The sequence below is a fragment of the Streptomyces sp. TG1A-8 genome (assembly GCF_030499535.1).
Classification (GTDB): domain Bacteria; phylum Actinomycetota; class Actinomycetes; order Streptomycetales; family Streptomycetaceae; genus Streptomyces.
The window spans coordinates 4,749,341-4,764,933 of the sequence record NZ_JASTLB010000001.1 but is presented as its reverse complement, the minus strand read 5'-3'; the positions used below and the strand labels follow the sequence as shown (position 1 = coordinate 4,764,933).

The following is a 15,593-nucleotide window of genomic DNA, read 5'->3' as shown; positions in this document are numbered from 1 at the left end:
GGTCAAACCGGGCCGGGTCCCCGCCGGGTGGGTCCGGTCACAGGGACCGGACCCACCCCGCCCGGGCTCCGTCAGCCCTCGTCGCCGGAGGAGACCGTGCTGGTCTTCTTCGCCGTCGCCTTGGCGGTGGCCGTCTTGGCGGTCTTGGCCGCCTTCTTGGCCGTCGTCTTCTTGACGGCGGTCTTCTTGGCCGCGGTCTTCTTGGCGGCCGTCTTGGTGGCGGCCTTCTTCGCCGTGGCCTTCTTGGCCGCCTTGCGGGCGGTCTTCTTGGCCGGCGCGGCCTCCTCCACCGCTCCCTCCGGGGCGTCCGGCGCGGCCTCCCCGGCGGTGTCCCCGGCGGCCTCCCCGGCTGCCCGCGGCGCCTGCGCGGCGGGGACGTCCTGAGCGACCGACGGGAGGACCACGACGGCCGCCTCCACGGGCGCGGTCGGCGCGGTCGCCTTGCGCACGGCACGGCGGCGCGGGCGGGCCGGGGCGGCGCTCCCGGCGGGCGCCTCCTCGGCCGGGGCGGCCACCGCGGCGGGCTCCGGCCGCTCGGCCGGGGCCTCGGGCGCGGTCTCGGCGACCGTCACCACGGCCGCCTCGGCACCTGCGGGGGAACCGGCCGGTGCCGACACCTTCCGGGTGGCCCGACGGCGGGTACGGCCCTTGGGCGCCGCCTCCTCGGCGGGAGCCCCGGCCCCGGCGGCCTCCGGGTCGGCCGCGACCACCGGGTCCTCGGCGGCGACGGGTCCGGCCTGCGCCTCGGCGGCCGTCTCCGGCAGCACGGGACGCGCGGTCTCCTCGGCGGCCGTGACGTCCTGCGCGGTCGGCGCCTCGGCGGCCCGGCCGGCCTCCGGCTCCCCGGCCCGCGCGGACCCGGTCCTGCGGTCCTCGGTCCTGCGGTCCTCCTGCTTCGCGGTCTCCGTCCTCGGCGCGCCGGCCGGTGCGGAAGCCCGGCGGCCCGCGCGGCGGCGGGTACGGCCGCGGGTGGCCGCCGCCTCCGCCTCGGCGACGCTGCTGTACAGCTCCTCGTCCGGCGCGAAGTCGGGCGCGGGCAGCGCGACGGGCTCGGCGAGGTCGGCCGCGACCTCGACCGCGGTCTCCACCTCCGGCTCGACGTCCTCGCCGCTCTCGACGGCCACCGCGGCGGTCTCGTGCACGTGCTCGGACCCGTCACCGCCACGGCCGCGCTTCTTGCGCTTGCCGCCACCGCCTCCGCCGCCGCCGACGGAGGCCGGCTGCTCCATGTGGACGATGACGCCGCGGCCGTTGCAGTGGACGCAGGTCTCGGAGAAGGACTCCAGCAGCCCCTGCCCGACCCGCTTGCGGGTCATCTGCACCAGGCCCAGCGAGGTCACCTCGGCCACCTGGTGCTTCGTGCGGTCGCGGCCCAGGCACTCCAGCAGCCGGCGCAGCACCAGGTCGCGGTTGGACTCCAGCACCATGTCGATGAAGTCGATGACGATGATGCCGCCGAGGTCGCGCAGCCGCAGCTGGCGCACGATCTCCTCGGCCGCCTCCAGGTTGTTCCGGGTGACGGTCTCCTCGAGGTTGCCGCCCTGGCCGGTGAACTTGCCGGTGTTGACGTCGATGACGACCATCGCCTCGGTCCGGTCGATCACCAGCGAACCGCCGCTGGGCAGCCAGACCTTGCGGTCCAGCGCCTTGGCGAGCTGCTCGTCGATCCGGTGGGTGGCGAAGACGTCGACCTCACTGGTCCACCTCTGCAGCCGGACCGCGAGGTCCGGGGCCACGTGGGAGACGTACCCGTGGATCGTCTCCCAGGCCTCGTCACCGCTGACGACGACCTTGGAGAAGTCCTCGTTGAAGATGTCGCGCACGACCCGGACGGTCATGTCCGGCTCGCCGTACAGCAGCGTCGGGGCGTTGCCGCTCTTCGCCTTCTTCTGGATCTCCTCCCACTGCCCCTGCAGCCGCTCGACGTCCCGGCGCAGCTCCTCCTCGCTCGCACCCTCGGCGGCGGTGCGCACGATGACGCCCGCGTCCTCGGGGACGATCTTCTTGAGGATGGTCTTCAGCCGCGCCCGCTCGGTGTCGGGCAGCTTGCGGCTGATGCCGGTCATCGAGCCCTCGGGGACGTACACCAGGTAACGGCCCGGGAGGGAGACCTGGCTGGTCAGCCGGGCGCCCTTGTGTCCGATCGGGTCCTTGGTGACCTGCACGAGCACGGACTGCCCGGACTTCAGGGCGGACTCGATGCGGCGCGGCCCGTTGGCCATGCCCAGCGCCTCGAAGTTGACCTCGCCGGCGTACAGCACGGCGTTGCGGCCCTTGCCGATGTCGATGAAGGCGGCCTCCATCGACGGCAGCACGTTCTGCACCTTGCCGAGGTAGACGTTGCCGACGTACGAGGTCGACTGCTCCTTGTTGACGTAGTGCTCGACGAGCACGCCGTCCTCCAGCACGCCGATCTGCGTGCGCTCGCCGTGCTGGCGGACCACCATCACCCGCTCCACGGCCTCGCGGCGGGCCAGGAACTCGGCCTCGGTGATGATCGGAACGCGCCGGCGGCCCTGCTCACGGCCTTCCCGGCGGCGCTGCTTCTTCGCCTCCAGACGGGTCGAGCCCTTGATGGACTGCACCTCGTCGGACGGCTCACCGGCCTTGCGGGGCTCGCGGACCTTGACGACCGTGCGCTCGGGGTCGTCGGCGGACGACTCGGCGCCGGCGGCGGTGTCACCGGCGCGGCGGCGACGACGGCGCCGGCGGCGGCTGGAGCTGGAGCCGCCGGAGTCCTCGAAGCGGGCGTCCTCGGCCTCCTCGGGGTCCTCGGCGTCCTGCTCGGCGGCGTCCTCGGCGTCCTGCGCGCCGTGTTCGGCGGCCGGGTCGTCCGACTCGTCGTCCGCGCCCTCGCCCTCGGCGGCCTCGCCGCGGCGACGGCGGCGGCCGCCCCGGCGGCGACGGCGGCGCGAACCGGACTCCTCGTAGGCGTCGGCGCCCTCCGCCTCGTCGGCGTCCTCCTCGGACGCCTCGGGCTCCTCCGGCCCCTCGTCCTCGTCCTCGTCCTCGGCGGAGTCGGCGGCCCGCGGCTGTGGTTCCGGCTCGGCGAGCGCGGCCCGGCGGCGACGGCGGCGGCGCGAACCGGCCTCGGCACGCTCCTCCGCGTACTCCTCGGCCTCGTCGGTCCCGGCGATCCCGTCCGTTTCGTCGGCCGCCGCCCCGGCGGCCTCGGCAGCGGCCGCGGCGGCGGCCCGCTCCGGGGTCTGGAACCGCGGCTCGGTGAACACCGGCGGCTGGAACACGGCCACGGCGGGGCGGGCCGGTCGGCGCGGCGCCCTGCCCTCGGCGTCCTCGGCGTTCTCGGCGGCCCCGGCCGTCCTGGACCCGACGGGCTGCGCGGGCTCGGCGAACCCGGTCGCAGCCTGCCGCGCGACCCGGCGGCGCCGGCGCGGAGCCGCGTCCTCGGCGGGGGCCTGCGGCGCCTCGGCGGCGGTGGTCCGGGCCGCGGCCCCGGTCTCCTCCGCGGGCTGGGTGGTCCCGGCGGACCGGGCGTCCTCGGCGGCGGCCCCGGAACCCTCGGCGGGCGCGGAGACACGGCGCGTGGCACGGCGGCGGGTACGCCGGGGCGCGCCCTCGTCAGCGTCCTCGGCGACCGGGGCGTCGGCGGAGGCGGGAGCCGGGTCCTCGGCGGCGGGCGCGGCGTCCTCGGCGGCCCGGCCCGTCTCACCGGACTGCACGGCCTGCGCGGACGCCGGGGCACCGGCGGGCGCGGACACGCGGCGGGTCGCCCGGCGGCGCGTACGCCCGGCCGGCGCGGCCTCCGCCTCGGCGGCGGGCGTCTCCACGGCGGCCGGTTCCACGGCGGCCGGGGTCTCGGAGGCCAGGGTCTCGGAGGCGGTGGGCGCGGCTTCCGCGGCGGCCGGGACGACCGCCTCGGCGGGCGCGGCTTCCGCGGCGGCCTGCGGCGCACCGGCGGGGGCGGCGGCGCGCCGGGGGGCGCGACGGCGCGGGCGCTCGGCGGGCGCGGTGTCGGCGGGCGCGGTCTCGACCCCTTCCGCCTCGGCCCGTGCGGCCTCCGGCGTCCCGGCGGCCTCCGTGCCGGACGCGGGCGCCTCGGCGGAGGCGGTCGCGCGGCGCGTGGTCCGGCGGCGGGCGCGGGGCGGCGCGGTCTCCTCCACGGCCGCGCTCCCTTCACCGGCCCCGGCGGCCCCGGTCGCCCCGGCAGTCGGATCCGTACCGGCAGTCGCTTCGGCCGCTTCGGCCGGAGCGGGCGCCCCGGTCGGCGCGGTCGCACGGCGCGTGGCCCGGCGGCGGGCGCGGGGCGCGGCTTCCTCGACGACCTCGGTCACCTGGGTGTCCTCGACGACCTCGGCAACCGGAGCCGGACCGGCGACGGCCACGACCGTCTCGGCGGACTCGGCCGGAGCGGGCGCCCCGGTCGGCGCGGTCGCACGGCGCGTGGCCCGGCGGCGGGCGCGGGGCGCGGGCTCCTCGACGACCTCGGTCACCTGGGTGTCCTCGACGACCTCGGCAACCGGAGCCGGACCGGCGACGGCCACGACCGTCTCGGCGGACTCGGCCGGAGCGGGCGCCCCGGTCGGCGCGGTCGCACGGCGCGTGGCCCGGCGGCGGGCGCGGGGCGCGGCTTCCTCGACGACCTCGGTCCCGGCCCGGTCGGCGGAAGGAGTCCCGGCCGGGGACGCCTGGGCCCCGTCCGCCGCCTCGGCGATCTCCCCGGTCTCCGCGGCCGGTATGGCCGGCAGGGTGACCTCGGCGGTGGCCTCGGCCGCGGCGGGCGGACCCGCCGGGCGGGAAGCGGCACGGCGACGCCTGCGCGGCGGCAGGGTGTCGCTCGGAGTGTTCAGTTCGGAACCCTCGTTGGGGTCGGTCGGTTCGAGCATGCGGGCGTTTCTCCCGTCAGGCTCCCGGGCGCCGCGCCTGGTCCGGCGTCGGTCGCGGTGGACCGTCCGCCGGTGACGTCCGCGGCCCGCGCGATGCGCGATGGCCGCCGTCCGGGGCGCGGGCGCCGCACGGGAGCTCTCCGTGTCCTGTCTCGCCGGTTCCGTACGCCTTGTTGTGCACGGCCTGGCGAAAGTCTTCTGGTCGGTGCGCTGCCCGACCCAGGTGGCTCCCGAGTCCGAGGGCGGCGCTACGGCGTCCGTCCCTACGCGGAACCTTCCGGCACCGGCGCCGTCGCGGCGGCAACCGGTGAGGCCGTCAGGGCCTCGGCTGCCTCGCGGTCGGGCGCGAGCGGGTCGGTCACCGTGCCGGTCTCTTCATCGAACAGCCCCTGCGCCAGCCTGGTCACCGCTGCGGGGACCGGCGGCGCCAGGTCGGCCACGGCGCGGAGACCGGACAGGACGTCGTCGGGTCGTACGGCAGGCGTCACGTGCCGAACAACCAGCCGCAGTATCGCACAGGGCTGGTCCGTCGGCCTATCAGCCCGCGAACCGTGCGTTTCCAGGTGGGCGACCGCGGGGCGGGCGTCGAAGGTGCGGACGCCGTTCTTGGTCAGTCGCTGCACCTCGACGGTGCCGGCCTCGCGGAAGGCCCGCACCGCGCGCTCGGCGTCGACGGGGTCGACGCCGTCCAGCCGCAGCTCCCAGACGGAGGCCGTGAGCCGGTCGGCGAGGCCCGGGGTCCGTGCCTCGACCGCCTCGACGACGTCCAGCCCGGCGGGCAGCGACTCGTCGAGGAGGACGCGCAGGGTCTCGGGGTCGCGCGGCGCGGTGAGCGCGATCTCCAGGTACTCCGCCTCACTGCCCGTGCCGGTGGGTGCGGCATTGGCGTACGACACCTTCGGATGCGGCGTGAACCCCGCCGAGTACGCCATGGGCACCTCGGCGCGGCGCAGCGCACGCTCGAAGGCGCGCTGGAAGTCACGGTGGCTGGTGAACCGGAGGCGGCCGCGTTTGGTGTAGCGCAGTCTGATGCGCTGCACCGCGGGTGCGGGCGGCGGGCCTTCGGGCTGTCGCTTGCCCAGTGTTCTGTCCTTCGTGAGAACGGTCGTCCTGTCATCAAGAGTACGTGTCCCACGGCGCGCCGGTTCCCGACGGCCGCCGCGGTCCGCCGGACGGCCCGTGCCACCCCGCGCGCGGTGGCCCGCCGGTTCGGCGGCGCCCGGTCGGCCCCGGAGCCCGACCCGCGCCGGTGCCCGGCCTGACGGCAGGGCACCGGCGCGGGCGGGGTACCGGCCACCGCCGCCGTGGCGGACGGCGGGTCATTCGACCTCGATGCCGTAGTCCCGGACCAGTTCCTCCAGACCTCCCGTGTACCCCTTCCCGCCCAGCACGAACTCCCAGTCGCCGCTGGCCCTGCGGCGGAAGGAGCCGAGCACGAGCGCCGTCTCACCGCGGCGGCCGTCGGAGACGTCGAGCCGGCCCAGTTCGCTCATCGACGGGTCGAGCAGGCGGACGCACGCGTCGGTGAAGCCGGAGAGATCGGCGTCCGGGTTCACCTCCGGGTCCACGGCCGCGACCAGGACGAGCCGGTCGGCGTCCCGCGGCAGCCCGTCGAAGGAGACCCGGACCGCCGCCTTGTCCGGCGCCGCGGCCGGCACCGCGCACACCGAACCGTCCGGGGTCCGCGGGTTATTGAAGAACACGAAGTGGTCCTCGCCGAGTACCCGGCCGCCCCGGCAGACGAGCGCGCAGACGTCCAGCGCCACGGCCCCGGACCACGTCATGCCCAGCACGTTGTGGTCATCGGCCGGTTTCGCCGAACCGGGCGCCGCCGGCTGCGCGGGGGCCGGGCGCCCGCCCCGCCCCAGGCGTCCGCGGAGCCCGTGCCGGTGCAGCAGGTCGACGAGTTCGCTCCCGGATATCAGCTCGAGCGGCTTGCCGCGGGCGAAGGTGTGCGAGCCGGGGCCGAACTTCGACGTGGTCACCAGGACGCCCTTGTTGGCGCCGGCGTCCTGCACCGTGCCGTACAGGTCGCGCACCGCGGTGGGCGGCACGGTGTTGCGGTAGCGCTTGACCTGGACGACGATCTTGCCGCCCCGGATGGGCGTCGGGTCCAGCGCGTCGACGTCCACGCCGCCGTCGTTCGAGCGCTGCGTCGTCACCGCCTGCATCCCCATGGCGCGGAACAGGTCGGCGACGAGGGACTCGAAGGCGATCGGATCCATGGCGTACAGGTCCGGCTCCTCGTCACCGCCGCCCCGGGCGGCGGCCCGGCCGCCCACGTCGTGGGGCCGGCGGCCGGGCCGGACGGAGGCGAGCTGGTCGGGCCGGGCCGCGAGCTGCCCGCGCAGCGCGTCCGTCAGGCAGCTGATCGCGTCCACCTGTTCGAGGTGCAGGCCGGCGAAGGCCGCCCGCCCGGCCAGCACGGCGGCCAGGAAGATCTGCGACTGCCGGCCCGTCGCGCGGTCGGGGGCCTCGACGAAGCCGTTGAGCTCCACCGAGTCCAGGACGCCGTACTCGTCCGCCGCGAAGAGCTGGTGCAGGACCAGCAGCACGCTCTGCGCCAGCACCTCCCGGTACAGCGCGCGGCGCTGCGTCACGGGCCGCGCCGTCTCCTTGTCCTGGTCCTCGGACTGCACGTACCTCACCGACTTGGCCTCCGGGACCACCTCGTACCCGGGCAGCTCCCAGTCCAGGACCAGCTGCCGCGCCGCCGGGTCGAAGGCCGCCGCCGCCCGCCGGGGGAAACCCTCGGGCCAGGCGGCCGACGAGTGGAGGACCGCCGAGAAGTAGTCGGCCACCAGGGCGGGATCGCCCCGCCGGACGCCCGCGACCGCCTCCTCGATGCCGGTGTTGTGCCGCCGCACCTCGGCCCGGTGCGCCTCGACCCGCTGGTCGTGGTCCCGCTGCGCGGCGGCCAGGTGCTGCCGGCGCTGCGCCTCGGCGGCCTGGGCCTGGTACCAGTCGTGCTCGAAGCGGGCCCGCGCCTCGGCCTCCGCCTGCGCACGCCGGCCGGCCGTCCAGCCGCCCTGCGCCTGGTACTGGCGCGGGTCCGGCATGCGCACGGGCCGGGCGAGCTGACCGGGATCGAACGGCACGACGTCCTCCACCCGCATCAGGGACGCCGCCCTGAACGCCGGCGCCCGGCACCCCTCGGCCAGGAGCCCCTGCAGGGCCGCGACCCGCGCGTCCAGCTCCGCCGTCCGCCGCCGGGCCTCCGCCTGCCGGTACTCCCGGTGCCCCTGGACGGCACGCCGCTGCCGGGCCTCGGCCAGCCGGGCCTCCTCGCGCCGCCGCCTCTGCTCGGCCTCGATCCGGCGCTGGTGCTGGCGCTGCGCCTCGGCCCACGTGTTGACGAAACCAGCAGAGCGACGACTCATGCGCTCAGGCCCTCCCCAGGACGTCGGCAGCGCCGACCAAACTGTGGTTGCCCCCGCAACCAGTTGTGACGAACCGACTGTATCCAGCAATCACCGTCCTGGACATCGGCTTGCCCGGAGCAGCCGGAACCAGTGGTCCGCGCAGGTCAGCGCACGCACAACCGGCGGCGCCGGCCGCCGCCGGCCCGGACCGCCGCCGATGGCCGGCGCCGCGGCCCTCCGTCCCCGCTCGCCTCAGTGCACGTGACCGCTGCCGGCAGGGGCCGGCGCCGCGTTCTTGACCGTGAGGGGCAGCAGCTTCCTGCCGGTCGGGCCGATCTGGATGTGCGTGTCCATCTGCGGGCACACCCCGCAGTCGAAGCACGGGGTCCAGCGGCAGTCCTCGACCTCCGTCTCGTCGAGGGCGTCCTGCCAGTCCTCCCAGAGCCAGTCCTTGTCCAGGCCGGAGTCGAGGTGGTCCCAGGGCAGGACCTCCTCGTAGGTGCGCTCGCGGGTGGTGTACCAGTCGACGTCGACGCCGTGGGCGGCCAGCGCCTTGTCCGCGCAGGCCATCCAGCGGTCGTAGGAGAAGTGCTCACGCCAGCCGTCGAAGCGGCCGCCGTCGTCGTAGACCGCGCGGATGACGGCGCCGACGCGGCGGTCGCCCCGCGACAGCAGGCCCTCCACGATGCCCGGCTTGCCGTCGTGGTAGCGGAAGCCGATCGAGCGGCCGTACTTCTTGTCGCCGCGGATCTTGTCGCGGAGCTTGGCCAGCCGGGCGTCCGTCTCCTCCGCCGACAGCTGCGGGGCCCACTGGAAGGGCGTGTGCGGCTTGGGGACGAAGCCGCCGATCGAGACCGTGCAGCGGATGTCGTTCGAGCCGGAGACCTCGCGGCCCTTCTGGATGACGCCGGTCGCCATGTCGGCGATCTGCAGGACGTCCTCGTCGGTCTCCGTGGGCAGGCCGCACATGAAGTACAGCTTCACCTGGCGCCAGCCGTTGCCGTAGGCGGTGGCGACCGTCCTGATCAGGTCCTCCTCGGAGACCATCTTGTTGATGACCTTGCGCATGCGCTCCGAGCCGCCCTCGGGGGCGAAGGTGAGGCCCGAGCGGCGGCCGTTGCGGGTCAGCTCGTTCGCCAGGTCCACGTTGAAGGCGTCGACGCGGGTGGACGGCAGCGAGAGGCCGATCTTGTCGTCCTCGTAGCGGTCGGCCAGGCCCTTGGCGATGTCGCCGATCTCCGAGTGGTCCGCGGAGGACAGGGAGAGCAGGCCGACCTCTTCGAACCCGGTCGCCTTCAGGCCCTTGTCGACCATGTCGCCGATGCCGGTGATGGAACGCTCCCGCACCGGGCGCGTGATCATGCCGGCCTGGCAGAAGCGGCAGCCGCGGGTGCAGCCGCGGAAGATCTCGACCGACATGCGCTCGTGGACGGTCTCGGCGAGGGGGACGAGGGGCTGCTTCGGGTAGGGCCACTCGTCCAGGTCCATCACCGTGTGCTTGGACACGCGCCACGGGACGCCCGATCGGTTGGGGACGACGCGGGCGATGCGGCCGTCGGGGAGGTACTCGACGTCGTAGAAGGCCGGGATGTAGACCCCGCCCGTCCTCGCCAGGCGGAGCAGGACCTCCTCGCGGCCCCCGGGGCGGCCCTCGGCCTTCCACTCTCGGACGATCCGGGTCATGTCGAGCACGGCCTGCTCGCCGTCGCCGATGACGGCCGCGTCGATGAAGTCGGCGATCGGCTCCGGGTTGAAGGCCGCGTGGCCGCCGGCCAGGACGATCGGGTCGTCGACCGTGCGGTCCCTCGACTCCAGCGGGATGCCGGCCAGGTCCAGGGCCGTGAGCATGTTCGTGTAGCCCAGCTCCGTGGAGAAGCTGAGGCCGAACACGTCGAAGGCCTTGACCGGGCGGTGGCTGTCCACCGTGAACTGCGGGACGCCGTGCTCGCGCATCAGCGCCTCCAGGTCCGGCCACACGCTGTAGGTGCGCTCGGCGAGGACGCCCTCCTGCTCGTTGAGGACCTCGTAGAGGATCATGACGCCCTGGTTGGGCAGACCGACCTCGTAGGCGTCCGGGTACATGAGCGCCCAGCGGACGTCGCACTCGTCCCAGTCCTTGACGGTGGAGTTGAGTTCTCCGCCGACGTACTGGATCGGCTTCTGCACGTGCGGGAGCAGAGCTTCGAGCTGCGGGAAAACCGACTCGACAGGCATCTCGCGAACCTTCATGAGCTGACGGGGGTGACCATTCAGCGTAACCCGCCGGGAGCACTCCCCCGCACGTTCAACCGGACGTCCCGGAGTCGATCTCCTTCCACAGGGACGGCAGCCGTGCCTCCGTCGCCGCCGCGCGCCGCTCCTCCCTGCCGTAGAGCACCCCGTACGGGAAGGCGCTCTCGCCCGCCGCGTGCGCGACCGCGGCCAGCTCGCGCAGGGTGCGGCGGGCCATGACGCTGTCCTGGTGGTCGCCGAGCAGGCTGGTCAGGGACTTCATGGAGGCGGCCAGGGAGTGGGCGGGGCGGCCGAGGGCGGGTGCGGCGGCCTCGGCCGCGTACCGGGTGCGCTTGGCCTTCTTGCGGGCCTCGTGCAGGGCCGTGTCGCGTTCCCGGCCGGGCGGCAGGCCGAGCGCGGCGGTGACGAGGCGGGAAACCTTCGCGAGGTCCTTGCGCAGGGCCTTGGCGAGCACCTTGTCCGGTTTCCCGGCGGCCCGCCCGCGCAGCGGCGGGTCGGCGAGCAGGGCGTCGAGGGCGTCGAGCAGGGCCAGGTGGCGCGCGGAGTCCAGGACGGCGAGCAGCCGGCGGTGGGTGTGGTCGTGGCGGGCGCGGTCCCAGGCGGCGAGCCGGTCCCGGGCGGGACCGGTGGCCAGGGTCGGCGGGAGGGCGTCGAGGGCGGTGGTGAGGCGGTCGGCCAGCACCTCCTGGTCGCGTTCCGCGCCGAGTTCGCCCGCGAGCCACTTCAGTTCGGCGGCGATCGGGTCGGTGGCGGAGCGGTCCAGGACGGTGCCGAAGGTGCGGAAGGCGCTGCGCAGGCGGCGGGTGGCGACGCGCATCCGGTGGACGGCGTCCGGGAGGTCGCGGCGGACGGCGAGGTCGTGGGCGACGATGGCGTCGCGCTGTGCGCGCAGGTGGGCGAGGACGTGGTCGCCGGCGGTCACGGGCCGCGGCGCCTTGCGGGTGCGGGCGGCGGTGCCGCCGGTCCGCTCCAGGGCGCGGGCCAGCTTGGACGGTGACGTCGACGGCCGTACGCCCGCCTCGCGCAGCCGTTCCTCGACCCGGTCGAGGAAGGCCGGGTCGACGCCGTCGGCCAGTTCGACCTCGATCTCGGTCCACCGGGCGGTTCCGCCGTCCCGGTTGAGGCGTTCGGCGGTCACGGTGTCCACGCTCGCCTCGGCCAGCAGGGTGCCGTCGGCGGCGAGCAGGTGGCGTACGTCGCGGGCGGAGCGGAGCCGGACGACGGGGATCAGTTCGGCGGTCCGGACCCGGGAGCGGACCAGGGCGGCGATCTCCTGGGGGACGGTGTCGGAGAGCGGGGAGCGGATCTCGTCGCGGACGCCGGGGGCGACCGGGATCTTCAGGTGCCAGCCGGCGTCCGCGCCCCCGGTGCGGCGGCGCAGGGTGAGGGAGGCCGCGGCCAGGCGTTCGTCGGCGGTGTCGTAGTAGGTGGCGTCCAGGGCGAGCAGGCCCTGGCCGCGGACGGCCGCCACCCCCGTGACCGCGGTCAGGTCGGGCAGCGGGCCGCCGTCGGATGCGTACTTGCGCTCGATCTCGCGCTGGGTGGCCGCCATGGTGACCGTCTTGCCGCGATGCGTGCGCTCAAGCCCCTTTCGTGCCGATCGGGCTCACGCGGACAGTCGGGCTCACGCGGACAGGGGGCGTTGCACCTTGATCGACTGCAGCAGTCCGACGGCCACCCACACGGCGAACATCGAGGATCCTCCGTACGACACGAACGGCAGGGGCAGGCCGGTGACCGGCATGATGCCGAGGGTCATGCCGATGTTCTCGAAGGTCTGGAAGGCGAACCAGGCGACGATGCCGGCGGCGACGATCGTGCCGTACAGCTCGGTCGAGTCGCGGGCGATGCGACAGGCGCGCCACAGGACGACGCCGAGCAGGAGGATTATCAGGCCGGCCCCGAGGAAGCCCAGTTCCTCGCCGGCGACGGTGAAGACGAAGTCCGTCTGCTGTTCGGGGACGAACTGGCCGGTGGTCTGCGAGCCGTGGAACAGGCCGGCGCCGGTGAGGCCGCCGGAGCCGATGGCGATGCGGGCCTGGTTGGTGTTGTAGCCGACGCCGGCGGGGTCCAGGTCGGGGTTGGCGAAGGCCGCGAAGCGGTTGATCTGATAGGTGTCCAGGATGTGCAGCTGCCAGACGGCGATCGCGCCGACGGCGCCGGCGGTGATCAGGCCGAAGACCCAGCGGTTGGAGGCGCCGGAGGCGAGCAGCACGCCCAGGATGATGATCACCATGACCATGACCGACCCGAGGTCGGGCATGAGCAGCACGATCATGATCGGCACGGCGGCCAGTCCGAGGGCCTGCAGGACCGTGCGGTGGTCGGGGTGGGTCTTGTCGCCGGCGTCGACCCGGGTGGCGAGCAGCATCGCCATGCCCAGGATGATCGTGATCTTGACGAACTCGGACGGCTGCAGGGAGAAGCCGCCGCCGAGCACGATCCAGGAGTGGGCGCCGTTGACGGTGGAGCCGAGCGGGGTGAGTACCAGCAGGATGCCGAGGACCGACAGGCCGTAGAGGATCGGCACGGCGTTGCGCAGGGCGCGGTGGCCGATCCAGAGCGTGCCGATCATCAGGGCGAACCCGATGCCGGTGTTCATGAGGTGCCGGATCAGGAAGTAGTACTGGTCGCCGTGGTTGATCTCGGTGCGGTTGCGGGTCGCCGAGAACACCAGCAGGGAGCCGATCAGCGACAGGGCCGTGGCCGCCAGCAGTATCGGCCAGTCGAGCCGGCGGGCCAGTGAGTCGCGGGCGAGGACCCGGGTCCAGCCGGCCCGCCGGGGGCCGTATCCGGAGACGGAGAAGCTGTTGGCGCCGGTCATGCGAGCATCCTCCGGCTTCCCTTCCTGCGGGGCCTTCTGCGGGTGTTTCCGGTGCTGGTGGACGTGGGCGCGGTGGCCGCGGGCTGCTCGTCCCCGGCGGTGCCGGTGCTGTCCTTCTGGGAGGCCTCGACGTCCTTGGCCGGGTCGCCGGTGACCTTCGGGGCGGCGATGGTGCCGTCGGTGCGGACCTTCGGCAGGCTCTTCTGGGGCTGGGGCAGCAGCGCCGCCTTCTGGTCGACGGAGCCGTCGCTCCGGACGCCGTAGAGCGCGCTGTAGATGTTGCGCACGGCCTCACCGGAGGCTCCGGAGCCCGTACCGGCCTGGGCGATCGTCATGATCACCGTGTAGTCCTTGGAGTAGGTGGCCAGCCAGGACGTGGTCTGCTTGCCGTAGACCTCGGCGGTGCCGGTCTTGGCGTGCAGCGGGATCCGGTCCTGCGGCCAGCCGCCGAACTTCCAGGCGGCGGTACCGCGGGTGATGACGCCGGCGAAGGCGTCGTCCATGCCCTTGAGGGTGGCCCGGCTGACGGGCAGCTTGCCGGTCCTGCGGGGCTTGATCTCCTCGACGGTCCTGCCGTCGGCGCTGACGACCGCCTTGCCGATGGTGGGCTGGTACATGGTGCCGCCGTTGGCGACGGCGCCGTAGATCACGGCCTCCTGGATCGGGGTGACGAGGGTGTCGCCTTGGCCGATGGAGTAGTTGATCTCGTCGCCCTCGCGCATCTTGTTGCCTTCGAGGCAGTTCTCGTAGGCGATCTTCTCGACGTAGGTGCCGTCCTTCTTGCCGGACTTGCACCAGGCGTCCTTGTTGGCCTTCCAGTAGTCCAGCTTCCACTGGCGGTCCGGGACGCGGCCGGTGACCTCGTTGGGCAGGTCGACGCCGGTCTCCTTGCCGAGGCCGAACTGGTGGGCGGCCTTGAAGAAGTAGTCCTTGGGCTGGCCCTTCTTGGGGTTGATGCCGCCGTCGCGCTTCCACTCCTTGTCGGCGAGGCCGTAGAAGACGGTGTCGCAGGAGACCTCCAGGGCGCGGCCCAGGGAGATCGGGCCGAAGTTCTCGCCCTCGAAGTTCTTGAAGACCTGGCCGCCCACCGAGTAGGAGCTGGTGCACGGGTAGCGGCCGTCGAACGGGTAGCCGGCCTCGACCGCGGCGGCCGTGGAGACCACCTTGAACGTCGAGCCGGGCGCGGCCTGGCCCTGTATGGCCCGGTTGAGCAGGGGGTAGTCGGAGTTCTTGCCGGTGAGGGCCTTGTAATCCCTGGCCGAGATGCCGCCGACCCAGACGTTCGGGTCGTAGGTCGGCGCCGAGGCCATGGCGACGATCCGGCCGGTCTTGGCCTCCATCACGACGACGGCGCCGGAGTCGGCCTTGTAGTTCTCGCCGGTGATCTTGTCGTACTGCTGGCGGGCGACCTTCATCGCCTTGTCCAGTTCGTACTCGGCGACCCGCTGGACCCGGGAGTCGATGCTGGTCACCAGGTTGGAGCCGGACTCGGCGGGGTCCGACTCGGCCTTGCCGATGACCCGGCCGAGGTTGTCCACCTCGTAGCGGGTGACGCCGGCCTTGCCGCGCAGCACCTTGTCGTACTGGCGCTCCAGGCCGGAGCGGCCGACCATGTCGGAGCGCAGGTAGGGCGAGTCGGTGTCCTTGGCCTTCTGGATCTCCTCGTCGGTGACCGGGGAGAGGTAGCCGAGCACCTGCGCGGTGTTGGCCTTGCCCGGCGCCGGGTAGCGGCGCACGGCCTCCGGCTCGGCGGTGATGCCGGGGAAGTCCTCGGCGCGCTCGCGGATCTGCAGGGCCTGCTTGGCGGTGGCCTCGTCGGTGATCGGGATCGGCTGGTAGGGCGAGCCGTTCCAGCAGGGCTGGGGGGTCTCGGCGTCGCACAGCCGGACCTTCTGCAGGACGTCCTCGGGCCGCATGCCGAGGACGCCGGCCAGCTTGGTCAGGACGGCCCTGCCGTCGTCCCGCTGCTTGAGCAGGTCGGTGCGGGAGGCGGAGACGACCAGGCGGGTCTCGTTGTCGGCGAGGGGCACGCCGCGGGCGTCGAGGATGTCACCGCGCACGGCGGGGTCGACGACCTGCTGGACGTGGTTGCCGGAGGCCTCCTTCTGGTACTCGGCGCCCTCCCGGATCTGCAGGTACCACAGCCGGCCGCCGAGCGTGCCGAGGAGGGAGAGGACGAGGATCTGGATCACGACGAGCCGGGTCTGGACCCGTGGGGTCCGTCCGGTCTCGGGAATGTTGGTCACTGCGGCTGCCTCCCCCTCTCGGTGCGCGGGCGTGTGGGCGCGGACGTGCGTGCGCGTACGCGTGGTGAACGACGGGCCCGTGGGA

At 74.1% G+C, this 15,593-nt stretch carries 7 protein-coding genes; all 7 read right to left on the bottom strand.

What is annotated here, in order from left to right; genetic code table 11:
* Window positions 1-71 precede the first annotated feature (71 nt).
* The 7 genes from QQY24_RS20850 to mrdA all read right to left on the bottom strand — a co-directional run bounded on the left by QQY24_RS20850 (window position 72) and on the right by mrdA (window position 15,508).
* Window positions 72-4,844 carry a ribonuclease E/G gene (locus QQY24_RS20850; RefSeq protein WP_301974215.1) on the bottom strand — a complete coding sequence of 1,591 codons (4,773 nt, stop codon included), beginning with the start codon at window positions 4,842-4,844 and terminating at the stop codon, window positions 72-74.
* Window positions 4,845-5,107: 263 nt separating this feature from the next.
* Window positions 5,108-5,884: a TIGR03936 family radical SAM-associated protein gene (locus tag QQY24_RS20845; protein WP_301974213.1), complete on the bottom strand. Its 777-nt coding sequence runs from the start codon at window positions 5,882-5,884 to the stop codon at window positions 5,108-5,110.
* A gap of 279 nt (window positions 5,885-6,163) precedes the next feature.
* On the bottom strand, window positions 6,164-8,224 hold the full coding sequence (locus QQY24_RS20840; protein WP_301974211.1) for a restriction endonuclease: 2,061 nt from the start codon (window positions 8,222-8,224) through the stop codon (window positions 6,164-6,166).
* Between the two features lie 234 nt (window positions 8,225-8,458).
* On the bottom strand, window positions 8,459-10,420 hold the full coding sequence (locus QQY24_RS20835) for a TIGR03960 family B12-binding radical SAM protein (protein ID WP_301974210.1): 1,962 nt from the start codon (window positions 10,418-10,420) through the stop codon (window positions 8,459-8,461).
* 70 nt (window positions 10,421-10,490) lie between these two features.
* Window positions 10,491-11,990 (bottom strand): CYTH and CHAD domain-containing protein, encoded by a 1,500-nt coding sequence (locus QQY24_RS20830; RefSeq protein WP_301974209.1) that lies wholly within the window; start codon window positions 11,988-11,990, stop codon window positions 10,491-10,493.
* A 72-nt stretch (window positions 11,991-12,062) separates the two neighbouring features.
* Window positions 12,063-13,262, bottom strand: coding sequence for a rod shape-determining protein RodA (gene rodA / locus QQY24_RS20825; RefSeq protein WP_301974207.1), 1,200 nt, complete (start codon window positions 13,260-13,262; stop codon window positions 12,063-12,065).
* Window positions 13,259-15,508 carry a penicillin-binding protein 2 gene (gene mrdA, locus QQY24_RS20820; protein WP_301974206.1) on the bottom strand — a complete coding sequence of 750 codons (2,250 nt, stop codon included), beginning with the start codon at window positions 15,506-15,508 and terminating at the stop codon, window positions 13,259-13,261. The genes rodA and mrdA overlap by 4 nt, the downstream gene beginning before the upstream one ends.
* Window positions 15,509-15,593: the final 85 nt, after the last annotated feature.